This is a genomic window from Pseudomonas sp. NPDC088429, from assembly GCF_044753305.1.
GTDB lineage: Bacteria > Pseudomonadota > Gammaproteobacteria > Pseudomonadales > Pseudomonadaceae > Aquipseudomonas > Aquipseudomonas rustica.
In genome coordinates, this window is sequence record NZ_JBIVMX010000048.1 from 1 (window position 1) to 26,862 (window position 26,862).

The 26,862-nt window shown below is 60.2% G+C and carries 31 protein-coding genes; 11 read left to right on the top strand and 20 right to left on the bottom strand.

Features of this window, described 5'->3' with window-relative positions; genetic code table 11:
* The 8 genes from ACIP66_RS20610 to ACIP66_RS20645 form a co-directional block, all read left to right on the top strand.
* The coding region (locus ACIP66_RS20610) for a thiamine pyrophosphate-dependent enzyme (RefSeq protein WP_400650445.1) at positions 1-387 on the top strand (387 nt) is incomplete at its 5' end.
* A 145-nt stretch (positions 388-532) separates the two neighbouring features.
* Positions 533-1,315, top strand: coding sequence for a hydroxypyruvate isomerase (hyi, locus tag ACIP66_RS20615; RefSeq protein ID WP_008083506.1), 783 nt, complete (start codon positions 533-535; stop codon positions 1,313-1,315).
* Between the two features lie 131 nt (positions 1,316-1,446).
* Positions 1,447-2,340, top strand: a complete 894-nt coding sequence (locus ACIP66_RS20620; RefSeq protein ID WP_007919937.1) for a 2-hydroxy-3-oxopropionate reductase — start codon at positions 1,447-1,449, stop codon at positions 2,338-2,340.
* 162 nt (positions 2,341-2,502) lie between these two features.
* On the top strand, positions 2,503-3,777 hold the full coding sequence (locus ACIP66_RS20625) for a glycerate kinase (RefSeq protein WP_159812679.1): 1,275 nt from the start codon (positions 2,503-2,505) through the stop codon (positions 3,775-3,777).
* On the top strand, positions 3,774-5,189 hold the full coding sequence (pyk, locus tag ACIP66_RS20630; protein ID WP_282359054.1) for a pyruvate kinase: 1,416 nt from the start codon (positions 3,774-3,776) through the stop codon (positions 5,187-5,189). The genes ACIP66_RS20625 and pyk overlap by 4 nt, the downstream gene beginning before the upstream one ends.
* Before the next feature lie 227 nt (positions 5,190-5,416).
* Positions 5,417-6,331 carry an urea transporter gene (locus tag ACIP66_RS20635; protein ID WP_212550917.1) on the top strand — a complete coding sequence of 305 codons (915 nt, stop codon included), beginning with the start codon at positions 5,417-5,419 and terminating at the stop codon, positions 6,329-6,331.
* Positions 6,332-6,352: 21 nt separating this feature from the next.
* Positions 6,353-7,177, top strand: coding sequence for an ion transporter (locus ACIP66_RS20640; RefSeq protein WP_159812675.1), 825 nt, complete (start codon positions 6,353-6,355; stop codon positions 7,175-7,177).
* 185 nt (positions 7,178-7,362) lie between these two features.
* Positions 7,363-8,361, top strand: coding sequence for a sulfate ABC transporter substrate-binding protein (locus tag ACIP66_RS20645; protein ID WP_053118449.1), 999 nt, complete (start codon positions 7,363-7,365; stop codon positions 8,359-8,361).
* 118 nt (positions 8,362-8,479) lie between these two features.
* Here the strand turns inward: ACIP66_RS20645 and ACIP66_RS20650 are convergent, their stop codons facing one another.
* Positions 8,480-9,100 (bottom strand): DUF5666 domain-containing protein, encoded by a 621-nt coding sequence (locus ACIP66_RS20650; RefSeq protein WP_159812674.1) that lies wholly within the window; start codon positions 9,098-9,100, stop codon positions 8,480-8,482.
* Positions 9,101-9,333: 233 nt separating this feature from the next.
* Here ACIP66_RS20650 and ACIP66_RS20655 point away from each other — a divergent pair, with 233 nt between their 5' ends.
* A complete protein-coding gene (locus ACIP66_RS20655; RefSeq protein WP_053118445.1) occupies positions 9,334-10,521 on the top strand; it encodes an MFS transporter in 1,188 nt (395 codons plus the stop codon).
* A gap of 68 nt (positions 10,522-10,589) precedes the next feature.
* On the opposite strand, the gene ACIP66_RS20660 is transcribed toward ACIP66_RS20655, so the two are convergent.
* The 11 genes from ACIP66_RS20660 to ccmA form a co-directional block, all read right to left on the bottom strand.
* Entirely contained in the window at positions 10,590-10,994 is a 405-nt protein-coding gene (locus ACIP66_RS20660; RefSeq protein WP_053118443.1) for a type II toxin-antitoxin system HicB family antitoxin, read from the bottom strand.
* 315 nt (positions 10,995-11,309) lie between these two features.
* A complete protein-coding gene (locus ACIP66_RS20665; protein ID WP_400650453.1) occupies positions 11,310-11,714 on the bottom strand; it encodes a hypothetical protein in 405 nt (134 codons plus the stop codon).
* 25 nt (positions 11,715-11,739) lie between these two features.
* Entirely contained in the window at positions 11,740-12,942 is a 1,203-nt protein-coding gene (ccmI, locus tag ACIP66_RS20670) for a c-type cytochrome biogenesis protein CcmI (protein WP_400650456.1), read from the bottom strand.
* Positions 12,939-13,409, bottom strand: coding sequence for a cytochrome c-type biogenesis protein (locus ACIP66_RS20675; RefSeq protein ID WP_212544240.1), 471 nt, complete (start codon positions 13,407-13,409; stop codon positions 12,939-12,941). The genes ccmI and ACIP66_RS20675 overlap by 4 nt, the downstream gene beginning before the upstream one ends.
* The gene (locus tag ACIP66_RS20680; RefSeq protein WP_212544239.1) at positions 13,406-13,942 is read right to left on the bottom strand and encodes a DsbE family thiol:disulfide interchange protein; all 537 of its coding nucleotides are present in this window, start codon (positions 13,940-13,942) and stop codon (positions 13,406-13,408) included. Before ACIP66_RS20680 ends, ACIP66_RS20675 begins: the two co-directional genes overlap by 4 nt.
* Positions 13,939-15,927 (bottom strand): heme lyase CcmF/NrfE family subunit, encoded by a 1,989-nt coding sequence (locus ACIP66_RS20685; protein ID WP_282358564.1) that lies wholly within the window; start codon positions 15,925-15,927, stop codon positions 13,939-13,941. Before ACIP66_RS20685 ends, ACIP66_RS20680 begins: the two co-directional genes overlap by 4 nt.
* A 3-nt stretch (positions 15,928-15,930) precedes the next feature.
* Positions 15,931-16,386, bottom strand: a complete 456-nt coding sequence (ccmE, locus tag ACIP66_RS20690) for a cytochrome c maturation protein CcmE (protein ID WP_400650460.1) — start codon at positions 16,384-16,386, stop codon at positions 15,931-15,933.
* Positions 16,383-16,559 carry a heme exporter protein CcmD gene (gene ccmD / locus ACIP66_RS20695; protein WP_008055370.1) on the bottom strand — a complete coding sequence of 59 codons (177 nt, stop codon included), beginning with the start codon at positions 16,557-16,559 and terminating at the stop codon, positions 16,383-16,385. The genes ccmE and ccmD overlap by 4 nt, the downstream gene beginning before the upstream one ends.
* Positions 16,556-17,311, bottom strand: a complete 756-nt coding sequence (locus ACIP66_RS20700) for a heme ABC transporter permease (RefSeq protein WP_053118423.1) — start codon at positions 17,309-17,311, stop codon at positions 16,556-16,558. The genes ccmD and ACIP66_RS20700 overlap by 4 nt, the downstream gene beginning before the upstream one ends.
* 79 nt (positions 17,312-17,390) lie before the next feature.
* Complete coding sequence (gene ccmB / locus ACIP66_RS20705; RefSeq protein ID WP_007919970.1) at positions 17,391-18,059, bottom strand: heme exporter protein CcmB; 669 nt, start codon at positions 18,057-18,059, stop codon at positions 17,391-17,393.
* Entirely contained in the window at positions 18,056-18,691 is a 636-nt protein-coding gene (ccmA, locus tag ACIP66_RS20710; RefSeq protein ID WP_212544237.1) for a cytochrome c biogenesis heme-transporting ATPase CcmA, read from the bottom strand. Before ccmA ends, ccmB begins: the two co-directional genes overlap by 4 nt.
* A gap of 198 nt (positions 18,692-18,889) precedes the next feature.
* Here ccmA and ACIP66_RS20715 point away from each other — a divergent pair, with 198 nt between their 5' ends.
* Together ACIP66_RS20715 and ACIP66_RS20720 are read left to right on the top strand one after the other, a co-directional pair.
* Positions 18,890-20,464: a flagellar hook-length control protein FliK gene (locus ACIP66_RS20715; RefSeq protein WP_400650465.1), complete on the top strand. Its 1,575-nt coding sequence runs from the start codon at positions 18,890-18,892 to the stop codon at positions 20,462-20,464.
* Positions 20,461-20,790 (top strand): EscU/YscU/HrcU family type III secretion system export apparatus switch protein, encoded by a 330-nt coding sequence (locus ACIP66_RS20720; RefSeq protein ID WP_212544236.1) that lies wholly within the window; start codon positions 20,461-20,463, stop codon positions 20,788-20,790. Before ACIP66_RS20715 ends, ACIP66_RS20720 begins: the two co-directional genes overlap by 4 nt.
* 186 nt (positions 20,791-20,976) lie before the next feature.
* On the opposite strand, the gene ACIP66_RS20725 is transcribed toward ACIP66_RS20720, so the two are convergent.
* The 8 genes from ACIP66_RS20725 to ACIP66_RS20760 all read right to left on the bottom strand — a co-directional run.
* Positions 20,977-21,372 (bottom strand): DUF2802 domain-containing protein, encoded by a 396-nt coding sequence (locus tag ACIP66_RS20725; RefSeq protein ID WP_053118414.1) that lies wholly within the window; start codon positions 21,370-21,372, stop codon positions 20,977-20,979.
* The gene (locus tag ACIP66_RS20730; RefSeq protein WP_053118413.1) at positions 21,373-21,858 is read right to left on the bottom strand and encodes a chemotaxis protein CheW; all 486 of its coding nucleotides are present in this window, start codon (positions 21,856-21,858) and stop codon (positions 21,373-21,375) included.
* Positions 21,859-21,931: 73 nt separating this feature from the next.
* The gene (locus ACIP66_RS20735; RefSeq protein WP_400650467.1) at positions 21,932-22,846 is read right to left on the bottom strand and encodes a CheW domain-containing protein; all 915 of its coding nucleotides are present in this window, start codon (positions 22,844-22,846) and stop codon (positions 21,932-21,934) included.
* Between the two features lie 116 nt (positions 22,847-22,962).
* Entirely contained in the window at positions 22,963-23,751 is a 789-nt protein-coding gene (locus ACIP66_RS20740; RefSeq protein WP_053118409.1) for a ParA family protein, read from the bottom strand.
* 43 nt (positions 23,752-23,794) lie between these two features.
* A complete protein-coding gene (gene motD, locus ACIP66_RS20745) occupies positions 23,795-24,685 on the bottom strand; it encodes a flagellar motor protein MotD (RefSeq protein WP_053118407.1) in 891 nt (296 codons plus the stop codon).
* Positions 24,686-24,697: 12 nt separating this feature from the next.
* Entirely contained in the window at positions 24,698-25,438 is a 741-nt protein-coding gene (locus ACIP66_RS20750) for a flagellar motor protein (protein WP_159812660.1), read from the bottom strand.
* Positions 25,438-26,598, bottom strand: a complete 1,161-nt coding sequence (locus ACIP66_RS20755; RefSeq protein WP_400650471.1) for a chemotaxis response regulator protein-glutamate methylesterase — start codon at positions 26,596-26,598, stop codon at positions 25,438-25,440. The genes ACIP66_RS20750 and ACIP66_RS20755 overlap by 1 nt, the downstream gene beginning before the upstream one ends.
* A gap of 49 nt (positions 26,599-26,647) precedes the next feature.
* Positions 26,648-26,862 (bottom strand): chemotaxis protein CheW (locus ACIP66_RS20760; RefSeq protein WP_400650474.1); only part of this gene is annotated, 215 nt, incomplete at its 5' end.

Here is a 26,862-nt window from a genome sequence, read left to right on the forward strand (position 1 = left end):
GGACCGCTCAACGCTGTTGACAATTTCCACCCGTACCTGGGTCTGATCCGTCAGGCACAGCGCGGGTTCGAAATGGACTACTGCGTGCAGCTGTCCTTCGATAACCTGAACGCGCCGGAACTCAACGGTTACGGTGTTGACCACGTCGCAGTGGCTGAAGGCCTCGGCTGTAAAGCGCTGCGTGTGTTCGAACCATCGGAAATCGCCCCTGCCCTGCGCAAGGCCGAACAGATGATCGAAGAGTTCAAAGTGCCGGTGATCGTCGAGATCATTCTGGAGCGTGTGACCAACATCTCCATGGGTACCGAGATCAACGCCGTCAACGAATTCGAAGACCTGGCGCTGGTCGGCAACGATGCGCCAACGGCGATTTCGCTGCTCGACTGATCCGCCATGGCCTGATGCTCCTGTAGGAGCTGCCGCAGGCTGCGATCTTTTGATCTTTGTTGTTAACAGATCAAGATCAAAAGATCGCAGCCTGCGGCAGCTCCTACACGGGGTCATCATCATTAATTTGCAACGGGAGACCACCATGCCGCGTTTCGCAGCCAACCTGTCCATGCTGTTCACCGAACAGGATTTCCTTGCCCGTTTCGACGCCGCCGCCAAGGCTGGTTTCAGCGGTGTCGAGTACCTGTTCCCGTACGATTTCAGCTCTGCCGAAATCAAGGCCAAGCTCGACGCCAACGGTCTGACCCAAGTGCTGTTCAACCTGCCGGCCGGTGACTGGGCCAAGGGCGAGCGCGGTATCGCGTGCCTGCCGGATCGGGTTGAAGAGTTCCGCGCCGGTGTCGATCTGGCGATCGCTTACGCACAAGTGCTGGGCAACACCCAGATCAACTGCCTGGCCGGTATTCGTCCGCAAGGCGTTGATGATGTCACCGTGGAAAAAACCTTCGTTGCCAACCTCAAATACGCGGCTGACAAGCTGCAAGCGGCGGGCATCAAACTGGTGATGGAAGCGATCAACACCCGCGACATCCCGGGTTTCTACCTGAACAACACGGCGCAAGCCCTGTCGATTCGCGAACAGGTCGGCAGCGCCAATCTGTATCTGCAATACGACATCTATCACATGCAAATCATGGAAGGCGATCTGGCCCGCACCCTGCAATCGCACCTGGGCGAGATCAACCATGTGCAGCTCGCGGACAACCCGGGCCGCAACGAGCCGGGCACCGGTGAGATCAACTATCGGTTTCTGTTCGAACACCTCGACCGCATCGGTTATCAGGGTTGGGTGGGTTGCGAATACAAGCCGCTGACCACCACCGAAGCAGGCCTCGGCTGGCTGAAGTCGCACAACGCAATCTGACAAACACATGACCCTGTAGGAGCTGCCGAAGGCTGCGATCTTTTGATCTTGTTATTTTGAAGATCAAGATCAAAAGATCGCAGCCTTCGGCAGCTCCTACAGGGGAAAGACAAAAACAAGAGGATTTTCTCATGGCTAAAATCGGATTTATCGGCACCGGCATCATGGGCCACCCAATGGCTTCGAACCTGCAGAAAGCCGGTCACAGCCTGTTCCTGTCGGCGCATCACGACGCCGCCCCGGCCGATCTGGTTGCCGCTGGCGCCGTCGCCCTGGCCAACCCGCGCGAAGTCGCGCAGGAAGCTGAATTCATCATTGTCATGGTGCCGGATACCCCGCAGGTAGACGACGTACTGTTCCGCGCTGACGGCGTTGCCGCCGGCCTGAGCAAAGGCAAAATCGTGATCGACATGAGCTCGATCTCGCCGACCGCCACCAAGGCGTTCGCTGCGAAGATCAACGAGAAAGGCGCGCAATACCTCGACGCACCGGTATCCGGTGGTGAAGTCGGCGCCAAAGCGGCGACCCTGAGCATCATGATCGGTGGCGACGCCGATGCCTTCGAACGCGCACTGCCGCTGTTCCAGGCCATGGGCAAAAACATCACCCTGGTCGGTGGCAATGGCGACGGTCAAACCGCCAAAGTCGCCAACCAGATCATCGTTGCGCTGAACATTCAGGCCGTCGCTGAAGCCCTGCTGTTCGCTTCGAAAAACGGTGCTGATCCAGCCAAAGTGCGTGAAGCACTGATGGGTGGTTTCGCGTCCTCGAAGATCCTTGAAGTGCACGGCGAGCGCATGATCAAAGGCACTTTCGATCCAGGCTTCCGCATCAGCCTGCACCAGAAAGACCTGAACCTGGCCCTGCAAGGCGCCAAAGAGCTGAACATCAACCTGCCAAACACCGCCAACGCCCAGCAAGTGTTCAGCACCTGCGCAGCGATCGGTGGCAGCAACTGGGATCACTCGGCGCTGATCAAAGGTCTCGAGCACATGGCCAACTTCTCGATTCGCGACAACAAATAAAGCCACTGCCCCACCGCTTAAAACCTGTGGGAGCGAGCTTGCTCGCGAAGAGGGCGTGTCAGTCGACATGGAGATTGACTGATCCACCGCTTTCGCGAGCAAGCTCGCTCCCACAGGGATCTCTACCGCCCTTTCGAATAACAAGAATTCCGGGAGCCCGCCATGTCGGTCGATCCGCAACAACTGCTGCGCGAGCTGTTTGCCACAGCCATCGACGCGGCCCATCCGAACCAAGTCCTCGAAGCCCATCTGCCTGCCGATCGTACCGGTCGGGTGATCGTCATCGGTGCCGGCAAAGCCGCTGCTGCGATGGCGCAAGTGGTCGAGAATTGCTGGGAAGGTGACGTGTCTGGCCTGGTGGTGACCCGTTACGGTCACGGCGCCCCCTGCGAAAAAATCGAAGTGGTCGAAGCCGCGCATCCGGTGCCGGACGCTGCCGGTCTGGCCGTGGCCAAACGCGTACTCGAACTGGTCAGCAACCTGACCGAGGACGACCGCGTAATCTTCCTGCTCTCCGGCGGTGGTTCTGCCCTGCTCGCATTGCCGGCCGAAGGCATCACCCTCGCCGACAAGCAGTCGATCAACAAAGCCCTGCTCAAATCCGGCGCGACCATCGGCGAGATGAACTGCGTGCGCAAGCACCTCTCGGCGATCAAGGGCGGCCGTCTCGGCAAGGCCTGCTGGCCTGCCACTGTTTACACCTACGCGATTTCCGATGTGCCGGGCGACCTCGCCACGGTCATCGCTTCCGGCCCGACCGTGGCCGATCCAAGCACCTCCGCCGAAGCGCTGGCGATCATCAAACGCTACGGCATCGAGATTCCGGTTTCGGTGCGCAACTGGTTGCAAAGCCCTGAGTCGGAAACCGTCAAACCCGGTGATCCGAGTCTTGCGCGCAGCCACTTCCAATTGATCGCCCGTCCTCAGCAATCGCTGGACGCGGCGGCAGTGAAATGCCGTCAGGCCGGGTTCAGCACGCTGATCCTTGGCGACCTCGAAGGTGAGTCGCGCGAAGTGGCGAAAGTCCACGCCGGCATCGCTCGCCAGATCATCAACCATGGCCAGCCATTGGCAGCGCCGTGCGTGATTCTCTCCGGCGGCGAGACCACCGTGACCGTGCGCGGCAATGGCCGTGGCGGACGCAACGCCGAATTCCTTCTGAGCCTGACCGAAAATCTCAAAGGCCAGCCCGGCGTCTATGCCCTCGCCGGTGACACCGACGGCATCGACGGCTCGGAAGACAACGCCGGCGCGATCATGACCCCGGACAGCTACGCCCGCGCCGCCGCCCTCGGTTTGAGCGCCAGCGACGAGCTGGATAACAACAACGGCTACGGTTATTTCGAGGCGCTCGATGCGCTGATCGTCACCGAGCCGACCCGCACCAACGTCAACGACTTCCGCGCCATTCTGATCCTTGAGAGCTGCAAATCATGACGCCTGATAAAAAGGTAAAAATTCTCGCCACCCTCGGGCCCGCCGTCGACGGCATCGAAGAGATCCGTGAACTGGTCGAGGCCGGGGTGAATATCTTCCGCCTGAACTTCAGCCACGGCGATCACGCCGACCATGCCAAGCGCTATCAGTGGATCCGCGAAGTCGAGCGCCAGCTCAACTACCCGCTGGGCATTCTGATGGACTTGCAGGGGCCGAAACTGCGCGTCGGCAAGTTCGCTGACGGCAAGGTGCAACTGCATCGCGGTCAGGCCTTCCGTCTCGATCTGGACGCGACACCGGGCGATCAGCGCCGAGTGAATCTGCCGCATCCGGAAATCATCGAAGCGCTGGAAGCGGGCATGGATCTGCTGCTCGACGACGGCAAACTGCGTCTGCGCGTGGTCAGCAAATACGCCGATGCGATCGACACCACCGTGCTCAACGGCGGCGAGTTGTCGGATCGCAAAGGCGTGAACGTACCGCAAGCCGTGCTCGACCTCAGCCCGCTGACCGCCAAGGATCGCCGCGATTTGAGCTTCGGTCTGGAACTGGGCGTGGATTGGGTAGCGCTGTCGTTTGTGCAGCGTCCGCAAGACATCATCGAAGCTCGCGCATTGATCGGCGACAAAGCCTTTTTGATGGCAAAAATCGAGAAGCCTTCCGCCGTTGAACAGCTGCGTGAAATCGCGGAATTGAGCGACGCGATCATGGTGGCCCGCGGTGACCTTGGCGTTGAAGTGCCGGCCGAAAGCGTGCCGCAGATCCAGAAAAACATCATCACTACCTGCCGCGAACTCGGCAAACCGGTGGTGGTGGCGACGCAGATGCTTGAGTCGATGCGCTTCTCCCCTGCCCCGACCCGCGCCGAGGTGACTGACGTCGCCAACGCCGTGGCCGAAGGTGCCGATGCAGTGATGCTGTCGGCGGAAACTGCGTCCGGCGAGTACCCGCTGGAAGCCGTGCAGATGATGAGCAAGATCATCCGCCAGGTGGAGAACGGCCCGGATTATCAGACTCAGCTTGACGTCAGCCGGCCGAAGGCTGAAGCGACCGTTTCCGATGCGATCAGCTGCGCGATCCGTCGCATCAGCAACGTGCTGCCGGTGGCGGTGCTGGTCAACTACAGCGAGTCGGGCACCTCGAGTTTGCGTGCAGCGCGGGAGCGGCCGAAAGCGCCGATCCTCAACCTGACGCCGAACCTGCAAACCGCGCGGCGTCTGAGCGTGGCGTGGGGGATTCACTCGGTGGTCAACGATCGCCTGCGTCAGGTCGACGAAGTCTGCTCCACCGCACTGGAAATCGCCCAGGCCCAAGGCATGGCCGAGCGTGGCGACACGCTGCTGATTACTGCCGGTGTGCCGTTTGGTCAGCCTGGATCGACTAACTCGCTGCGGATCGAAACATTGATCTGACCCACATTCTTAATGTGAGTACAAAACCTGTGGCGAGGGGATTTATCCCCGATTGACTGCGCAGCAGTCACAGCTTTTCGGACATGACAGTTTTCACAGAAAAACCGCATGCACCGAATTTGGGGCCGCTTCGCAGCCCATCGGGGCGGTGCGACGTTTCGCTGAATCCCCTCGCCACAGTGACTTGCAAGACCTTTTGATGTTCCAACTGCCCAGATTTTCTCAACATGCCTGCCAATCATTTCAACACCCACTGCCCCGACTGGGCCGAGGCTTTGCTCAACGGTTTCAGTCAAATATTCCTCCAGCGCCATCCGCTGTGCGGCCTGCTGTGCCTGTTGGCGATCCTGCTGACAGCACCCGTGCTGTTCGCCGGGGCGCTGCTCGGTGCCGTCGCCGGATTGCTCACCGCGCAACGCCGCAATTACGCCAAGGCTGATCGCCAGGCTGGACTGTTCAGCTACAACGGCATCTTGCTCGGTCTGCTGCTGAGCCTGTATTTCCCGTGGTCGCCGATGCTGCCGCCGCTGATCCTCGCTGCTGGTGGCTTAAGCGCGATGGTCACGCAGCAGTGGCTCAAACATGTCTACAGCAGCCGATCGATTCCGGCCTACACCTCGCCGTTCGTGGCCATGAGTTGGGTTCTGCTGCTGTTCGCCGAACCGTCGGCGCCGATGGCACACGTCGAAATGAGCACGCTGAACCTGCTCGCCGCCGAACTGCGGGGCCTCGGCCAGGTGATGTTTCTCGGTCATCCACTGGCCGGCGCATTGATCGCCATCGGTTTGCTGGTCGCGGATCGCCGCGCGTTTTGCTGGGCGCTGCTGGCGTCGGCGATCGGCCTCGGTTCCAGTTTGCTGCACCACGAAACCAGCGTCGCGCTGCTCGGCATCGGCAGCTACAACGCAGTGCTCGCCGCCCTCGCCTTCTCGTCGCAACGCCAACAACCGTGGTTGCCGCTGCTCGGCATCGTTCTCGCGCTGCTGGTGACGCCGCTGTTTGCCGCCATCGGCCTGGCCACTTTGACCGCGCCGTTCATCCTCGCCGGCTGGCTGATCCGCGCCGGGATTCAGATGCTCGGCAAAGCGTCGGTCGAGCGTGCGCCTTGCGCTCACGGGGAGAATCAACCTAGGCTGCGCTGATCTTTGATTCAGGCGTTTTCCATGGACAGCAGCAACAATTGGCGCGAACGGCTCTACGTCATGATTTTCCAGAGCGACACCCTCGCCGGGCGTCGCTTCGACGGCATCTTGCTGTTGATCATCCTCGCCAGTCTGGTGATCGTGATGCTCGACAGCATCGACAGCATTCACCAGAACTACGCGAACGTGCTGGCCTACATCGAGTGGGGCTTCACGATCATCTTTCTTGGCGAGTACATCCTGCGTCTGTATTGCTCACCGAAGCCGCTGCGCTACGCCTTCAGTTTTTACGGGTTGGTGGATTTGCTGGCGATCGTGCCCGGCATCCTTGCGCTGTATTACAGCGATGCTCAGTACCTGCTGATAATCCGGATCATCCGCATGCTGCGGATTTTCCGCGTGCTCAAGCTCAGCCCGTACCTCAAACAAGCCAACTATTTGATGTCGGCGCTGCGCGGCAGCAAGCAGAAGATCGTCGTGTTTCTCGTCAGCGTCTGCACGCTGGTGACGGTATTCGGCACGCTGATGTACGTGATCGAAGGCCCGGAGCATGGCTTCACCAGCATTCCCAAAGGCATCTATTGGGCGATCGTCACGCTGACCACCGTGGGCTTCGGCGACATCGTGCCGAAGACGCCGCTGGGCCAGGTGATTTCGTCGCTGGTGATGATCACCGGTTACTCGATCATCGCCGTGCCCACCGGTATTTTCACCGCCGAACTGGCCAACGCCATGCGCGGTGAACAGCTGCAACACGACTGCCCGGTGTGCAAGAAAAACAGCCACGAACACGGCGCGGCGTTCTGCTCGCGATGCGGCAATCAGCTATTCAAGAAAGTGGAATAAGCAAAGAGCTTTTTAATCTTTAAGCGACTATGCACAGCCCGTTATAGTCGTGGCAATTAAACATCACCCCCCCAATGTAGGAGCTGCCGAAGGCTGCGATCTTTTGATCTTGGTTTTATGAGATCAAGATCAAAAGATCGCAGCCTTCGGCAGCTCCTACATAAATAGATAACAAGGAATGCGCAGTGAAAAAACTCTTTGGCGCCTCACTTCTCGCCGCCGGCCTGGCCTTGGCCAACATCGCTCAGGCAGCCCCGACGCTGCTCAACGTTTCCTACGACGTGATGCGCGATTTCTACAAGGACTACAACACTGCGTTCCAGAAACACTGGCAAGCCGAGCACAACGAAAACATCACCGTACAGATGTCTTTCGGCGGTTCGAGCAAGCAAGCGCGTTCGGTGATCGACGGCCTGCCGGCTGACGTCATCACCATGAACATGGCCACCGACATCAACGCCCTCGCCGACAACGGCAAACTGGTGCCGGAGAACTGGGTCACCCGTCTGCCGAACAACAGCGCGCCGTTCACCTCGGCCACCGTGTTCATCGTGCGTAAAGGCAACCCGAAAGCCCTGAAAGACTGGCCGGATCTGCTCAAGGATGGCGTGCAAGTGATCGTGCCAAACCCGAAAACCTCGGGTAACGGCCGCTACACCTACCTGTCGGCCTGGGGTTATGTGCTGAAGAACGGCGGCGACGAGAACAAGGCTAAAGCGTTTGTCGGCAAACTGTTCAAGCAAGCGCCAGTGCTGGATACCGGTGGCCGCGCCGCGACCACAACCTTCATGACCAACCAGATCGGCGACGTGCTGGTGACCTTCGAAAACGAAGCGGAAATGATTGCTCGCGAGTTTGGTCGTGATCAATTTGAAGTGATCTACCCGAGCGTTTCGGCCGAGGCTGAGCCACCGGTGTCGGTGGTGGATAAAGTCGTCGACAAAAAGGGTTCACGGGCGGCGGCGGATGAATATCTGAAGTACCTGTGGTCGCCGGAAGGTCAGGAAATTGCGGCGGCAAACTACCTGCGTCCGCGTGATCCGGCGGTGCTGGCGAAGTACACTGATCGTTTCCCGAAAGTTGATTTCCTTTCGGTTGAGAAGACCTTCGGCGACTGGCGCACCGTGCAAAAGACTCACTTCAATGATGGTGGTGTGTTCGATCAGATCTACACCGGCCAGTAAAACCTGATTACCCTTGTAGGAGCTGCCGAAGGCTGCGATCTTTTGATCTTGATCTTAAATACAAGATCAAAAGATCGCAGCCTTCGGCAGCTCCTACAGGGGGATTGTGTTTAGGCGATTACATCGGTGGGGTCAGGCCATCCTTGCCGGCGGAGATGGATTGCGCCGTCAGCGTGCCATCCGCGCTCTGCGTCACGAACGTGACAATCTTCACCCCAACCTTCAGCAAGCTCCGATCGCCCGGCAGCAGATTCACAATCGGCACATCCTCCGGCACCAGAATCTTCTGCTGCCCACCCTTGTAGTTCACCGTCAGCACCCGCCCATTGCTCACCACCAGATCGCCGACGCTGCCATTGGTCATGCTGCTGCCCTTGGCCAGATCGAACGGTCGATGACCATCGCCACTCCCCGCCAGCTCCGGTGGAAACACATGCACTTCCAGCGCCTTGAGTGTGCCGTCTTCCTGCGGCATCGCCGCCGAGCCGATGTAGCTGCCGGGTTTGATGTCTTCGATGTTGGCCAGGGTAACGGCGCGAACCTTGGTGTCGCCGGTTAACTGAATCACCACGTTCTCGCCGCTGTTGACGTGGACTTTCAAGCTGTCCGGGCTGACCCCGGTGATCTCGCCGCGCACGCCGAGGCGCATGCCCGGTGCGTCGGCGGCCTGCACGCTGGCGGCGCCGAGCAGGCTGATCAGGACAATCGTTGCAGTATGGCGAAGCGTCTGACGAAACATTGCATTCCTCCGGTGATCAACGTGGAACAAGCCGACGCAAACATAAGCACGCTATCGAAGAAGATGTAAGTGAATGTATCATCAGCCCTCAACGGTCGGACGCAAGGTTCGCCCAGAATGGCCACGGCCGTCATTACCCGACGTAATAACTGATATCAACCGAAGGCTGCTTCTGCCCGTTCGGTTTGTCCCTTAGCCTCACCGCATTCCTTTCGCTGGATCGAGTAACCCCTATGACCGCCACGACTCACGCAATGACCCGAGGCATGGTGCTGCTGTTCGCCTTCTGCTGCGGCGCCATCGTTGCCAACATCTACTATGCGCAGCCAATCATCGGCCTGATCGCGCCGGACATCGGCCTGAGCGACACCATGGCCAGTTTCATCGTTTCGCTGACGCAGATCGGTTATGCGCTGGGCCTGTTCTTTCTGGTGCCGCTGGCGGATCTCCTGGAAAACCGCCGGTTGATGATCATCACTACCGTAGTGGCGATTGCCAGCCTGTTGGCGGCGGCGTTTACCGATCAGCCCAATGTGTTTCTGCTGATCTCGTTGCTGGTGGGTTTCAGTTCGGTGTCGGTGCAGATTCTGATTCCTCTGGCGGCGCACCTTGCTCCGGAGGAATCCCGTGGCCGTGTGGTCGGCGGGATCATGGGCGGTTTGTTGCTGGGTATTCTGTTGGCGCGACCGGTATCGAGCGTGGTTGCAGATCACCTCGGCTGGCGGGCGATGTTCATGATTGCTGCGGCACTGATGGCGGCGATCAGCGTGGTGTTGGCACTGACCGTGCCCAAGCGCCAGCCGGATCACAGTGCCACATATGGCCAACTGCTTGGCTCGTTGTGGACGCTGCTGCGCCAACAACCGGTGCTGCGTCAACGTGCGTTTTATCAGGGCTGCATGTTCGCCACGTTCAGCCTGTTCTGGACGGCCGTGCCGCTGGAACTGGCGCGCAACCATGGTCTGTCGCAAAGCGAGATCGCGATTTTCGCCCTGGTCGGCGCCATCGGTGCCATCGCCGCTCCCATCAGCGGACGCCTGGCCGACGCCGGCCACACCCGCATCGCCTCGCTGCTGGCCATGATCTTCGCCAGCCTGAGCTTCCTGCCCGCGTTCATCCACCCCGCCTACAGCGTCATCGGCCTGGCCGTAACCGGCGTTGTACTCGACTTCTGCGTGCAGATGAACATGGTGCTCGGCCAACGCGCGGTCTACTCGCTGGACGCCAAAAGCCGTGGCCGCCTCAACGCCTTGTACATGACCAGCATCTTCATCGGCGGCGCCTTCGGCTCGTCGGTGGCCAGTGCGGTGTATGAACATGGCGGCTGGTTGTGGATCGTGATTGTGGGGAGTGTGTTTCCGTTGTTGGCGTTGCTGCGGTTTTTGAGTGCTTCGCAAGGGCGATCGTTGGCCACGGCGTAAGCTGCAAAAGCTTCGCGAGCAGGCTCGCTCCCACAGGTCACTCACCGGGCCTGAGGGAGCGAGGACGGTTAATACCGAACCAGCTTCTCCATCGCCGCATCCGCCAGAAAGGAGGAGCGGCTTTTGACGTTGTGTTCGCGCACATAACGATCGATGCGCTGAATCACGTAACCGGGGAGCGTCACGTTGACCTTCTCGGTCTTGCCCAGATACGGCGAGATATCCAGCTCGAGCATGCCCCAGCCCATCTCGGCGAACTCCGGGTTATTACGGTGCGCCGAGGCAGAGGTCGGCATGGGAATAGCGTCGCCATCTGCTGCAATCTCCTGCAGCATGATGTGCGCAATTTCGACGGCCGCATTGTAGGCATCTTCAAAGCTATCCCCGGCCGTCACGGCGCCAGGAATATCGGGGATCTGAATACCGATGGCAGTGTTCTCGTCGCCCCATTCGATGCAGATTGGGTATTGCATTACGGATCTCCTTTGCTTTTGCCAACTTGCCCCGGCCTTTTATAAATAACCCTAGAGTTATTTTTACTTAAACACATAAACGATAAGGGCGACACCCGGTTGTTTTACAACATGTGATTGATCGCATCAAAAGCATCTCCGATCAGAACTCCCCTGTGGGAGCGGGCTTGCTCGCGAAGGCGTCGTGTCAGTCGACCTTTACTAACCTGACACGCCGCTTTCGCGAGCAAGCCCGCCACGGGGGTTCTCGAGCCGCTTCAAGATTTGCGCATGACGCAGACAAAAAAACGGCGATCCGAGGATCGCCGTTTTCATTTACTCCCCGAACTGCTTGCCCAGTCCCGGTGGCACGCCGTGGATGTTGGTGTCTTCCCACGGGCCGTTGGGGCTGATCGAGCGGCTCCAGCCGTTGTTCCAGCGGTAGTAGGTGCGCTGGCGGTAGAAGGTGTTGGTCTGGTCGTCGAGGACGTAGACGCCGAGTTTCTGATCCCAGTGGCTGTTGCCGCCCGGCGGTGGGGCGAAGCTGGCTGAGGTGCGCGGGACGGGTTTTGTCGGTTTCGCCGGGATGCTTTTGCCCGGTGTTGGCGAGGTCGACGGGGTCGGGCTCGGTTGTGACGGCGGGATCGGCGGCAGGTTGGTCGTCGGTTCCGGGCGTTGTACCGCACATGCACTCAAGCCCAGGGCCAGTGTGAGGGCTGTGATTCGGGCGATGGTGTGCATGGCGGTGCTTTCCTTGTTTGCCCGATTATTTGTCCGGGCTGTCGATGGTCAGTGTTTGTAGCGCGGTGGTGCTGCTGGCCAGAGGGCCGCTGCGACCGACCCATTCCCCGGCAGTCGGTTGGCCGGCACGGGACACGCGCGCAACCAGTTGGACTTCAGGGAAGTTCGACAGTTTCAACTGCGGCATCATTGCGTCGGCATCGCCCAGTTCGACGGTCACCGGCAAATCGGCCACGGTCAGACGTTTAGCCGCCAGCGGTGCCGGTGGGCCGGAGGTGGCGCGGGCGAAGATGAACACGCTGTCGCCCGGTTGCACTTTGCCTTTGAGTTCGCTGGCCAGATCGACGCTGACTTTCAACAGCGCAGCTTTCGCCGGCGCGGGCGCCTGAGCGACCTTGCCGCCGCTGGCTTCCAGACGTTCGGCAGCGCGCTTGATTCCGCCTTCCAGCGCAGCGCGGGAGTTGTCGTGCGGCGGCAATTGCGCGAGCAGACGGTTCCAGTAATCGATGGCTTGCTGAAAGCGCTCGCCTTCGAACGCGGCGATGCCGAGCAGACCGAGGCTGGTGACTTCTTTCGGATCAGCCTTGAGTGCTTCGTCGGTCAGTGCCTGAATTTTGTCCGACCACTTTTTGCCATCGGCAAAATACTGCGCCTGCGCCCACTGGCCGAGCAGTTCCGGCTGGCGACCGGCAAGATTGGCGGCGCGCTCGAACATCTTCGCTGCGTCCGCCGGACGATCCTGAGCCATGTAGGTACGGCCGAGGAAGTACACGCCCTCAGCAGAATCCGGTTGCGCGGCAACGGCGCGCTCCAGACGCTGGGTCATCTCCTCCATCGACTTCGGTGCTTCGGCGAATTCGCGGGTCAGTTCGACTTTTTCCACGGCACCGAAATGCATGTACAAGCCCAGCCCCAGCACCGGAACCAGCACGGCGGCCAGCAGCGGCAACGGTTTGCCCAATCGGGAAACCCGTGGCGCCGCAACCCCTTCGGTATCGGCCAGCAACTCACGCGCTGCTTCCGCGCGACCGCTGTCCATTTGCGCCGCGTCGAGCACGCCTTCGGCCTGTTGCGATTGCAACTCGGCAACTCGCTCCTCGTACAACGCGACGTTCAGGGCAGTACGATCCTCTTCACGCTGGGCGCGACGTTCACGCAGAACCGGGATCAGCAGGAAACTCAGGGCGACCAGAAGCAACAGCCCTGCGGCAAGCCAGAAATCAATCATTCTTGGTTTTTATCCAACAGTTGGTCGAGGCGCTGACGCTCTTCGGTGGACAGCGATTGCGGGGTGTCGGCGCGTTGACCGCGACGACGGCGGACGATCACCGCGATCACCACGAAACCACCGAGCAGCAAACCGGCCGGGCCGAACCACAGCAGCGCGGTCTTGGCGTTGAGTGCCGGTTTGTAGCGGACGAAATCACCGTAGCGATCGACCATGAAGTCGATGATCTGCTGGTTGTCCTTGCCCTCGCCGAGCATGCGGAAAATCTCTTTGCGCAGGTCAGCGGCAATCGGTGCGTTGGAGTCAGCGATGTCCTGGTTCTGGCACTTGGGGCAGCGCAGTTCCTTGGTCAGTTCGCGGAAGCGCTCGCGATCGCCTTCTTTGGCGAATTCGTAAGTGTCGATGGCGGCATGGGCCACGCCAACCAGACTCAAACCCAATACCACGGCAGCTAGAAAACGCTTCATGGCTTGGCCTCATCGACCAGCGCCTGATATTTGGCCGCGAGTTTTTCGCGCCAGACTTGCTCGTCGATCACGCCGACGTATTTGTCGCGGATGATGCCTTTGGCGTCGATGAAGAAGGTTTCCGGCGCGCCGTACACACCGAGATTCAGGCCTAGCGAACCTTCGTCGTCACGGATATCCAGCACGTATGGATTGTGAAATTCGCTCAACCACTTCAAGGCATCGGCGTTGGTGTCTTTGTAGTTGATGCCATAGATCACCACGCCACGCTCGGCGAGTTTGTTCAGCACCGGATGCTCGACCCGGCAGGAAATGCACCAGGTGCCCCACACATTGACCAGCGCCGGTTTGCCGAGAATGTCAGCCTTGGTCAGGGTCTTGTCGCCCTGCACGCTCGGCAGGGAAAACTCCGGGAATGGCTTGTTGATCATCGCTGACGGTAGCTCAGACGGATCAAGGTACAGACCGCGATACAGAAACACCGCCACCAGCAGAAAAATCGCCAATGGCACCAGCATCAACCAACGTCTCATGCAGCCGCTCCCGTCATGCCCAGTGCTTCACGCACCTTGGATTTCACCTTGACCCGATAACGTCGATCGAGCGCCGCCAGCAAGCCACCGAGACCGGTGAGCAAACCGCCGAACCAGATCCAGCGCACGAACGGTTTGACGTGCACGCGCACGGCCCACGCGCCGTTATCCAGCGGCTCGCCGAGGGCGACATACAGGTCACGGGTGAAACCGGCGTCGATCCCGGCTTCGGTCATCACCGAGTTCTGCACGGTGTACAGACGTTTTTCCGGGTGCAGCACGCTGATTTCCTTGCCATTGCGAATGACGCGGATGGTGCCTTTGTCAGACGTGAAGTTCGGCCCTTCGAAGTGCTTGGCGCCTTCGAAGACGAAGTGATAACCGGCCAGATCCATCGACTCGCCCGGCGCCAGACGCAGGTCACGCTCGGCACTGTTCTGACTCGACAACACCACGCCCAACGCGCAAACCGCGATGCCGAGGTGAGCGATCTGCATGCCCCAATAGCTGCGGGTCAGCGTTGGCAAGCCTTTGATCAGGCCTTTGTGACGGGTCTTGTCGAAGATGTCGCGCACACCGGCGAGCAATACCCACGCGGCGAGCAGGAAGGTCGCGATCACCGCCCAGTTGAAATCGCCGTAAGCGATACCGGCAACCACGGCCAGCACCACGCTACCTAGCAGCACCGGGGTCAGCATGTTCACCAGCCATTTCACCGGGGTGTCTTTCCAGCGCACGACCATGCCGATTGCCATCACCACCATCAACAGCGCCATCAAAGGAATGAACAGCGCGTTGAAGTACGGCGGGCCGACCGACAGTTTGGCGCCGCTGATCGCATCGAGAATCAGCGGATAGAGTGTGCCAAGCAGGATCATCGACGCGGCCACGACCAGCACCAGGTTGTTGCCCAGCAGCAGGGTTTCCCGCGACCACAGGTTGAAGCCGACCTGACTCTTCACCACTGGTGCGCGCAACGCAAACAGCGTCAACGAACCACCGACCACAAACAGCAGGAAGATCAGAATAAACACGCCGCGTTCAGGATCGGAGGCGAACGCGTGTACCGAGGTCAGTACGCCGGAACGCACGAGGAAGGTGCCGAGCAGGCTCAGCGAGAACGCAGCAATTGCCAGCAACACCGTCCAGCTCTTGAACACGCCACGTTTTTCCGTGACCGCCAACGAGTGAATCAATGCGGTACCGACCAGCCAAGGCATGAAGGAAGCGTTTTCCACCGGATCCCAGAACCACCAGCCGCCCCAGCCGAGTTCGTAATACGCCCACCACGAACCGAGAGTGATGCCGATGCCGAGGAAGGCCCAGGCGACAATCGTCCACGGACGCGACCAGCGCGCCCACGCCGCATCCAGTCGACCACCCATCAGCGCGGCGATGGCGAAAGCGAAGGCCACTGAAAAACCGACATAACCCATGTACAGCATCGGCGGGTGAACGATCAGGCCGATGTCTTGCAGCAATGGGTTGAGGTCAGCGCCGTTGCTCGGCATTTGCGGCAGGATGCGTTTGAACGGGTTGGACGTGAGGATCAGGAACAGCAGGAAACCGGTGCTGATCATGCCCATCACCGCCAGCACGCGGGCGAGCATGACTTGCGGCAACTGGCGGGAGAACACCGACACGGCGAACGTCCAGCCACCGAGAATCAGCGCCCACAGCAGCAACGAACCTTCGTGGGCGCCCCACACGGCGCTGAATTTGTAATACCACGGCAACGCGGTATTCGAGTTGTTCGCCACGTAAGCGACGGAGAAGTCGTCGACCATGAACGCGTAGGTCAAGGCGCCGAAGGCGAACAGCAAAAACGCAAACTGCCCCCACGCGGCCGGCTGGGCCAGACTCATCCAGAAACGGTCACCGCGCCAGGCGCCAATCAATGGCACCACGGCCTGCACTAGCGCAAAACACAGCGCCAGAATCATCGCCAGATGGCCCAACTCAGGAATAAAAATCGCCGACGTCATGGATCAACCCTCCTTCGCAGGTGCTGGGGCGGATTGACCGCTGTCTTTCAAGGCTTTGGTCACTTCCGGCGGCATGTACTTCTCGTCGTGTTTGGCCAGCACTTCGTCGGCGACGACCACGCCATCAGCGTTGATCTTGCCCAGCGCCACGATGCCCTGCCCTTCGCGGAACAAGTCCGGAAGGATGCCGCGATAGGTGATGGTCACGGATTTGTTGAAATCGGTGACGACGAATTTGACGTCCAGCGAGTCCGGTGAACGTTGCAGCGAGCCCTTCTCGACCATGCCACCGGCACGGATGCGCGTGTCTTGCGGTGCTTCGCCGTTGGCGATCTGCGTCGGTGTATAGAACAAGTTGATGTTCTGCTGCAGGGCGCTAAGGGCCAGGCCGACGGCAGCGCCGACCCCGACCAGAATGGCCAGAATTATGATCAGACGTTTCTTGCGCAGCGGATTCACTTGCCGTTCTCCCGACGCAGACGACGCGCCTCTTGTTGCAGATACCGCTTGCGGGCCAGGATCGGCGCCGCCACGTTAAGCGCCAGAACCGCCAGACAGATGCCGTAGGCCGACCAGACATAAAGGCCATGATGGCCCATGGCGAGGAAATCGCCGAATGAAGCAAAACTCATCGAGCGGCCTCCAGACTGTTCTGTACTTCTTCTTTCACCCAACTGGCGCGGGCTTCGCGCTTGAGCACTTCAAGGCGCATGCGCAGCAACAGCACAGCGCCGAAGAAACAGTAGAAACCCAGCACCGTCAGCAACAGCGGCAGCCACATTTCCGCTGGCATCGCCGGTTTTTCGGTGAGGGTGAAGGTCGCGCCCTGGTGCAGGGTGTTCCACCACTCCACCGAGTATTTGATGATCGGGATGTTGATCACGCCGACGATGGCCAGCACGGCGCAGGCCTTGGCGGCGCTGTCGCGGTTGCTGATGGCATTGCCCAGCGCGATCACGCCGAAGTACAGGAACAGCAGAATCAGCATCGAGGTCAGCCGCGCATCCCAGACCCACCACGAACCCCAGGTCGGTTTGCCCCAGATCGCCCCGGTGACCAGCGCCACGGCGGTCATCCACGCACCGATCGGCGCCGCGCATTGCAGGGCGACGTCAGCCAGTTTCATCTTCCACACCAGACCGACAATGCCGCACACCGCCAGCATCACGTAGATCGACTGCGCGAGCATCGCGGCAGGCACGTGGATATAGATGATGCGAAAGCTGTTGCCTTGCTGGTAATCCGGCGGCGCGAAGGCCAGGCCCCAAACGACGCCGACGCCAATCAACAGCAACGCTGCGATGCTCAGCCACGGCAAGAACTTGCTGCTGATGCCGTAGAACCACTTCGGTGAGCCGAGCTTGTGAAACCAGGTCCAGTTCATACTGTTTCCATCACGGGTGCCGCTCATCGATGTGAGCTGGCATTTGGGTCTTTGCTGATCAAATTTTGATCAGACCTCATTATTCGCCGACGCTGATCTTCAGGCCAGCAGCTATTGCAAAAGGTGTCAGGGTGATCGCCAGGGCGGTCAGGCTACCAAGCCACAGCAGATACCCGGTCGCCGGCATGCCTTGGAGGGCGGCCTGCAAGGCGCCACTGCCAAGGATCAATACCGGGATGTACAACGGCAGAATCAGCAGCGCCAACAACAGGCCGCCGCGTTTCAAACCGACCGTCAATGCCGCGCCCACCGCGCCGAGCAAGCTCAGCACCGGTGTACCCAGCAACAACGAAAGCAACAAAACCGGCAGACACGCGGCAGGCAAACCGAGCATCAACGCCAGCAGAGGTGAGAGCAAAACCAGTGCCAGACCGGAGAAAAGCCAGTGTGCCAGCACCTTGGCCAATACCAGTAGTGGCAGGGGGTGCGACGAAAGGACCCACTGTTCCAGGGATCCGTCTTCGAAATCACTGCGGAAAAGCCCGTCCAGCGAGAGCAGGACCGACAAAAGCGCCGCCACCCAGACTAACCCCGGAGACAGGTTTTGCAACACTTGAGTTTCCGGGCCGACGGCCAGCGGGAACAAGGCGATGACGATGGCGAAGAAAATCAGCGGATTGGCCAGCTCCGCCGGGCGGCGAAACAGCAGTCGCGATTCACGGGCAACCAGCAGGCCGAAGACACTCATACTGCCCAATTCCCCAAATCGATATCGCGATAACCGGCCGGCATCCGGCTCAACGTGTGGTGCGTGGTCAGCACCACCAGACCGCCGCGTTCGCAGTGGTTGGCCAGATGTTCTTCAAGTTGCGCCACGCCTTGTTTATCGAGCGCAGTGAACGGCTCGTCGAGAATCCACAGCGGCGGACTGTCCAGATACAACCGCGCCAGCGCCACGCGGCGTTGCTGGCCAGCGGACAAGCTGTGGCAGGGAACATCTTCGAAACCGCGCAATCCTACGGCTGCCAGCGCTTGCCAGATCGCCTCGCGTTCGGCGGGATGATGCAAGGCGCAGAGCCACGAGAGATTTTCTTCCGGCGTGAGCAAATCCTTGATCCCGGCAGCATGGCCGATCCACAACAGGTTGCGCGCCAGTTCGCTGCGTTGTTCCGTCAGCGGCAAACCGTTGAGCAGGACTTGACCGTCGGTCGGCTGCATCAACCCGGCCAACAGGCGCAATAAACTGGTTTTGCCGCTGCCGTTGGGACCGCTGATTTGCACCATATCGCCACTGGCCAGTCTCAATTCGAGATTCTCGAAGAGCAGCCGCAGGTCACGTTCACACGCGAGGGCAACAGTTTGCAGGACAGGACTGGTCAAGGGATCACGGGCCTTATACGGTTCAAGTCGGCTCTGGCGCGGCCGTTAAAGAGATGCAGCATAAATGCAATGACGGCTCGATCTAGAGAGCTGCGTCAAACAATTGCTATGTTTTTTTGAACGAATCGCAAGACGGGCGGCATTATACATGGCGTGCCCGACTCCCCAGAGTGCATTTTCTAAAGGTTGTTTCACTGTATGACAGGCGAAATGAACATCCTCCCGCTCCCGCAGGCCACACCGGCGACTGCTCGCCCGCAGGTCGGTGAGCTACTCAAGCTGCTGACGCCGGTCGAAGGCTTGATCGGCGCCGGCCAGAGTGCCAAGGCCGAGGTGTTGTCGCTGAAGCAGGCGGATCAGACCTTTCAATTGTTGCTCAAAGTGACGCTGGACAGCGGCCGCCAGACCACCGTGCAAGCGACCAGCAATCTGCCATTGCTGCAAGGCACCAGCATTGCGATCACCCAACCCTCGGCCGGCAACCTGGCGATCACCGTGCAACAGGCCATCGCCAGCAGTGTCGCCGCCCTCACCCGCATTGATACGTCGCAATTGCCCGTGGGCACGTTGCTGCAAGGCAAAGTCCTGACTTCGCAGGTACTGCCGCAAACACCGGGGCAAGCGACGGTGTTCCGTTCGCTGGTCAGTTTGCTCAACACCGCGCAGAGCGGCAGCACGCTGACCATCGACAGCCCGCAACCGCTGCGCATCGGCACGTTGCTCTCGGCGTTGGTGGAAGATGCGCAAACCCTGAAATTTTTGCCGCTGAGCAGCCGGCAGGAACAACTGGCCGTCAGTCAGCAACTGGTCGGCCAGCAAAGTCGCCAAGCCTCTCTGAGCGGTCTGCTGAATGCACTGCAAAATCTGCCGGCGGATAACGATCAGACTTCAGCCGACTTGCGCGCGGCGGTCGATAAACTGCTCGCCAGCCTCCCGGATCTGCAGCAAATGACCACCTCCAAAGGCGTGGCGCTGGCCTTGGCCAACAGCGGCGCCTTCCTCGAAGCCAAATTGCTCACCGGGCAGAACCCAACCCTGACCCCGGACATCAAAGCCGATCTGCTCAAACTGATCGCGCAACTGTCGCCGGGAGCGCCGGGCAACGCCAGTTTCAACGCAATCATCGCGGCCAACACTTTGGCGCAAGCGCTGCCGAGCTTCGTCCGTAATGCCCTCGGCACCCTCGGCCAGGTCAGCGCGAAACCGGTGCCAAGCAGCTTCCCCCTGCCCGACCGCCTGCTGCAAAGCCTGGAAGGCGAAGGCGATCTGGAGCATCTGCTGCGCCTCGCCGCCGCTGCTGTGTCGCGCCTGCAAAGCCATCAACTGTCGAGTCTTGAACAGACCGGCGTCACCGATGATGGTCGCTTGCTGAGCACCTGGCAGCTGGAAATCCCAATGCGAAATATGCAAGACATCGTGCCGTTGCAGGTCAAATTCCAGCGTGAAGAGGCACCGGAACGGCAGCCGCAACCGAACGAACGCCGTGACGAACGCGAGCCCAAGCAGCAACTGTGGCGCGTCGATCTGGCGTTCGACATGGAACCGCTCGGGCCAATGCAGATTCAGGCGCAACTGGTCGCCGGCAGTCTGTCCGGCCAACTGTGGGCCGAACGGGCGTACACCGCCGACCTGATCGAAAATAACCTGTTCGCCTTGCGCCAACGCCTGCTTGATCGCGGACTCAACGTCGGCGATATCGACTGCCATCAAGGCACGCCGCCGCAAGGCAACCAAACCCGCCTCGAACACCGCTGGGTCGACGAAACCGCATGAACGATTCCACCGCCCCACGCCAGGCCATCGCCCTCAAATACGACGGCAACCACGCCCCGACCCTCACCGCCAAAGGTGACGACGAACTGGCCGAAGAAATCCTGCGCATCGCCCGCGATTGCGAAGTGCCGATTTACGAGAACGCCGAGTTGGTGCGCTTGTTGGCGCGGATGGAATTGGGTGACAGCATCCCCGAGGAGCTGTACCGCACGATCGCCGAGATCATCGCGTTTGCGTGGAATCTGAAGGGAAAATTCCCCGAAGGGCAGGATCCGGAGGCGCCGATGGTGGAGAAGGACATCACCGAGCGCGGGGATGATTACTGATCGTTCCCACGCTCTGCGTGGGAACGCCGCCCGTGACGCTTTGCGTCACATTTCACAGGCGGAACGCGGAGCGTCCCAAGATGCATTCCCACGCAGAGCGTGGGAACGATCTCGATACATTCCAATGTAGGAGCTGCCGAAGGCTGCGATCTTTTGATCTTGCTTGCCGCTAAAAGCTCGAAGCTCCTAGCTGCCTTTATGCAGTTTGCGCATCAACTCCGCCTCAGCCTGGGTCAACCCGCATGACTGAGTCAGTTCATCAACGCTCGCGCCCATCCCCACCAGTTTCGCCGCTTGGGCGAATGACAGGCTCGACGGGTCGCGTTGTTCCAGTGCAACAAGCTTGTCCGGCAACGGCGCGACGACCGAGCGCAGCTCGTGCAGGGCTTCGCCCATGCGCACGTTGCCGTTCTGGTAGTCGTCGACGCGTTTGGCCAGGTCTTTGATGCGCTGATCACGCAGCGCATCGCCCTGGGCCTGTTGCGCAGCGATAAGTTTCTGCGCCTTGATGTACGCCAGAAACATTGCCAGCGTGCCTGCCCAGAAGAGGAACAGGACAATGACCGCGACTTCAAGAATCAATCAGATGTTCTCCAGATCCGACCATTCTTCTTCGCTCATCATCTTGTCCAGTTCGACCAGAATCAGCAGCTCGCCGTTCTTGTTGCACACGCCCTGGATAAACTTGGCCGACTCTTCGTTGCCGACGTTCGGCGCCGTCTCGATTTCCGACTGACGCAGGTAAACCACTTCGGCCACGCTGTCGACCATGATCCCGACGACTTGCTTGTCGGCTTCGATGATGACGATGCGGGTGTTGTCGCTGATCTCGGCATTCATCAGGCCGAAGCGCTGGCGAGTGTCGATCACGGTGACGACGTTACCGCGCAGGTTGATGATGCCCAGCACGTAGCTCGGCGCGCCCGGCACCGGAGCGATCTCGGTGTAGCGCAGCACTTCCTGAACGCGCATCACGTTGATGCCGTAGGTTTCGTTGTCCAGCTTGAAGGTTACCCATTGCAGGATCGGATCTTCAGAACCCTTTGCCGCCGTCGCCTTGTCGTTCATACCCTAGCCCCTCGAAGTACCGCGTGTGGCGGTTTATGTTTCGTCGCCGGCATTTGTACGCCGGTACTGTCTGTTATGTCGGTTTGTGGTTCGGCTTACTGCCGGACATGTGCTTCGCCCCGCCGCTGGCGATCAACTCGGCCAGTGCAGCGACATCGAGCAAGGCGCACATGTGTTCAATCACGGTGCCGGCGAGCCATGGCCGCTGACCCCGGTGACTTCTCCATTTGATTTCATTCGGATCAAGACGCAACGAGCGGCTGACCTGATGCACCGCCAGCCCCCACTCGTAACCTTGTACCGAAATCACGTACTGCAGGCCCTGACGGAAGTCATCGCGATAGCGATCCGGCATGACCCAGCGCGCGGTGTCCAGGACTTTCAAATTGCCGGCCTGACTCGGCAGAATGCCGAGGAACCACTCCGGCTGACCGAACAGCGGCGTCAGCTCTTGCCCGGCCAGCGAATAGATCGAACCGAGGCACACCAGCGGCACCGCCAGGGTCAGCCCGGCAACGTCGAACAGCAGGCATTCGAACGCATCCGCGGCCCACGCCGGGCGGCCATCGGTCTCGACCGGTGGCGGCGTGTTGCTTGGCGGCAGATGCACTTCCACCACGGGCGGAATCAGTGTCTGTGGCGCCGGCGCTTCAATTTCAGGTTCAGGCTCAGGCGCCGGTGGCTCGGGCACTGTCAGCAGTTGTGTTTGCAGCAACGGCGCCAACGTAGAAACCGACGCGCGCGTTTCTTCAATCAACGCCACAGGGGCCTTGGCAACAGGCGCTGCGGCAGGTGCGGCAACCGGTGCGGCAGCCTTTTGCGCATCACGCGCCTGCTCTTCCAGCACGGCTGCCTGAAACTCATCCAGCGCCTCAGGCTGCGCGTCGACTACCGCCGGCAATTCTTCCGGAAGATCATTGAGTAAATCCTCCAGATAAGACTGCAACGCCAGCTGCGGACGCGAAGTCAGCTTCACCGGCCGATTCATGCGCAGCCCTCTGTAGGAGCTGCCGCAGGTTGCGATCTTTTGCTCTTTTCAAGGAGGCCACACAGCGAGATCAAAAGATCGCAGCCTGCGGCGGCTCCTACACAAGTCAAAGTCATTCAGGCCACCTGCGCGACAAGTTGCTGCGCCAGCAGATGCTTGAGCAGCGCGCGGTAAGCGAGAACGCCACGGCTCTTGCCGTCGAATTGCGAAGGCGTGACTCCGGCACGGCTGGCGTCACGCAGGCGCGTATCGACCGGGATGTAACCTTGCCAGATCTCTTCCGGAAATTTATCGCGCAGCACGCGCAAAGTACCCAGCGACGCCTGCGTACGGCGATCAAACAGCGTCGGCACAATACTGAACGGCAGCGCCTGTTTGCGTGAACGGTTGATCATCGCCAGCGTGTTGACCATGCGTTCCAGGCCTTTGACGGCGAGGTGTTCGGTCTGCACCGGGATCACCAGTTGCTGACTCGCGGCCAGCGCGTTAACCATCAACACACCGAGCAACGGCGGGCTGTCGATGATCGCGTAATCGAAGTCCTGCCACAGCTGCGCCAGACTCTTGGCGATCACCAACCCCAAGCCACTCTGCCCCGGCGACTGCCGCTCAAGAGTCGCCAGCGCGGTGCTCGACGGCAACAGCGAAATACGTTCGTCGCTGGTCGACAACAGCAACTGCCCCGGCAAGCCTTGCGGCACGCTGCCCTTGTGCAGAAACAGGTCGTAGTTGCTGTGTTCCAGGCTGTCGGGGTCGTAGCCGAAATAGCTGGTCATCGAGCCGTGCGGGTCGAGATCGACCACAACCACGCGCTTGCCCGCCTCGGCCAGCAACCCGGCTAAAGCGATGGAAGATGTGGTTTTACCGACACCACCCTTTTGATTGGCGACTGCCCAGACTCTCATTCGGTTCGTTCCTCCCGGCCGATATGCTCGACCGAGACATAGCTCAGCGTGTTAATGCGGGTGACGGAGAATTGACGGCACTCTCGCGTCCCGGCGTCTTGACCGGGGTCGGTGCAGTTTGTGTGCCAGCGCGCTTCAACGCGGCGTCCGGTTGCGCATTGGCCGTCCCGGTGCCCGTCAGGCTGCGGCGGACATCGAGATTGCGCGACACCACCAACACCACCCGACGATTCTTCGCGCGGCCCTCAACGGTGGCGTTGTTCGCCACCGGTTGAAATTCACCGTAACCCACCGACGCCAACCGGCCAGGGTTCACACCCTGCATCGCCAGCATGCGCACGATGCTCGCCGAACGCGCCGAGGACAGCTCCCAGTTGGTCGGGTACTGCGCGGTGCGGATCGGTTGATCATCGGTGAAGCCTTCGACGTGAATCGGGTTGTCGAACGGTTTCAGAATCGCTGCGACCTTGTCGATGATGTTGAACGCGATGTCACTCGGCATGGCGTCGCCGCTGCCGAACAACAGGCTGGAATTGAGTTCGATCTCGACCCACAACTCGTTGCCACGCACGGTCATCTGGTTGGACGCGATCAAGTCGCCGAACGCGGCGCTGATGTCATCGGAGATGCTTTTCAGCGGATCGCTGGCCCCGGCGATACCGGCATCAATCTGCTCGGCATCCTTGACCAGCGGCTTGGCCGGAGTGGTGGTTTTCGGTCGCTCATCACCAATCGGAATCGGTTTGAGCGCGCGGTCGGAGTCTTTGAAAACACCGACCAGCGCCTCGGAAATCTCTTTGTACTTGCCTTCGTTGATCGACGAAATCGAGTACATCACCACGAAGAACGCGAACAGCAAGGTGATGAAATCCGCGTAGGACACCAGCCAGCGCTCGTGATTGACGTGTTCTTCCTGGTGGCGACGACGAGCCATGAGGTTATTCCCTTAATCCATGAAGCCTTGCAGCTTCAACTCAATGGAGCGAGGGTTTTCACCTTCGGCGATCGACAGGATCCCTTCCAACAACATTTCGCGATAACGCGACTGCCGCAACGCGATTGCCTTCAGCTTGGCCGCCACTGGCAACAACACCAGGTTGGCACTGGCGACACCGTAAATGGTGGCGACGAATGCGACGGCAATGCCGCTGCCCAGTTGCGTCGGATCGGCCAGATTGCCCATCACGTGGATCAGGCCCATCACCGCACCGATGATGCCGATGGTGGGCGCGTAACCGCCCATGCTTTCGAAGACTTTCGCGGCTTCGATATCGCGCGCTTCCTGGGTGTAGAAATCCACTTCGAGGATGCTGCGAATCGCTTCCGGCTCGGCGCCATCGACCAGCAGTTGCAGGCCTTTGCGCGAGTAATTATCCGGTTCAGCATCGGCCACGCCTTCCAGACCCAGCAGGCCTTCCTTGCGCGCGGTGAGGCTCCAGTTGACGACACGGTCGATACCGCCGGCCAGATCAACCCGGGGCGGAAACAGAATCCACGCCAGAATCTGCATGGCGCGTTTGAACGCGCTCATCGGCGATTGCAGCAGCGCCGCGCCGACGGTGCCGCCGAGGACGATCAACGCCGCAGGACCGTTGGCCAGCGCACCGATGTGGCCGCCCTCAAGGTAGTTGCCGCCGATGATGGCGACGAACGCCATGATGATCCCGATAAGGCTTAAAACATCCATCAGATACATGCCTCGACGATGTGCTTGCCGATCTCGTCCAGGCTGTACACCGCGTCGGCGAGGTCAGCTTTGACGATGGCCATCGGCATGCCGTAGATCACGCAACTGGCTTCGTCCTGCGCCCAGATCGAGCTGCCGCCCTGCTTGAGCAAACGCGCGCCTTCACGGCCGTCAGCGCCCATGCCGGTGAGCACCACCGCCAGAACTTTGTCACCGTAGGACTTGGCTGCAGAGCCGAAGGTGATGTCCACGCACGGCTTGTAATTCAGACGCTCGTCGCCCGGCAGAATCTTCACCGCGCCACGGCCGTCGATCATCATTTGCTTGCCACCCGGCGCCAGCAACGCCAGCCCCGGACGCAGGATGTCGCCATCCTCGGCTTCCTTGACGGTGATGCGGCAGAGCTTGTCGAGACGCTCGGCAAACGCTTTGGTGAACGCCGCCGGCATGTGCTGGATCAACACGATCGGTGCCGGGAAGTTCGCTGGCAACTGAGTCAACACCCGTTGCAGCGCAACCGGACCGCCCGTCGAGGTGCCGATGGCAACCAGTTTGTAAGCCTTGCGTTTCGGTGCCGGCGACGAAGCGCTGGCGGCCGGTGCACGGGTTGCAACCGGAGCATGCACAGGCGCTGGCGCTGGACGCACCGCAGCGCTGCTGCTGTGGCTGCTGCTGTGGCTACTGAAACTTGATGCAGTCGGAGCAGGCGTCGGTGCAGGCGCAGCCACTGGAGCCGGCGCACTGTAAGCACTGAAACGACGATTGCTGCGCGAGATGCTGTGCACCTTTTCGCACAGCAGTTGTTTGACCTTCTCGGGATTGCGCGAGATGTCTTCGAAATTCTTCGGCAGGAAATCCACCGCGCCGGCGTCCAGCGCATCGAGGGTGACCCGAGCGCCTTCGTGGGTCAGCGAGGAGAACATCAACACCGGAGTCGGGCAGCGCTGCATGATGTGCCGCACTGCCGTGATGCCGTCCATCATGGGCATCTCGTAGTCCATGGTGATCACGTCCGGCTTGAGCGCCAGTGCCTGATCGATGGCCTCTTTACCGTTGGTTGCAGTGCCGACCACCTGGATGCTCGGATCCGCTGAAAGAATTTCCGAGACGCGGCGGCGGAAAAAACCCGAATCGTCCACCACCAGGACTTTGACTGCCATAAACACTCCATTAGGTGCAGCGGAGCGTAATCGCCCCGCCGCCCCGGATTCAAATACGCCGTGCGGCGTAACGCTTGAGCATGCTTGGAACATCGAGAATCAGCGCGATGCGGCCGTCACCGGTGATGGTGGCGCCGGACATGCCCGGAGTGCCCTGCAGCATTTTGCCCAATGGCTTGATGACCACTTCTTCCTGGCCGACCAGTTGATCGACGACGAAGCCGATCCGCTGAGTGCCCACCGAAAGGATCACCACATTGCCTT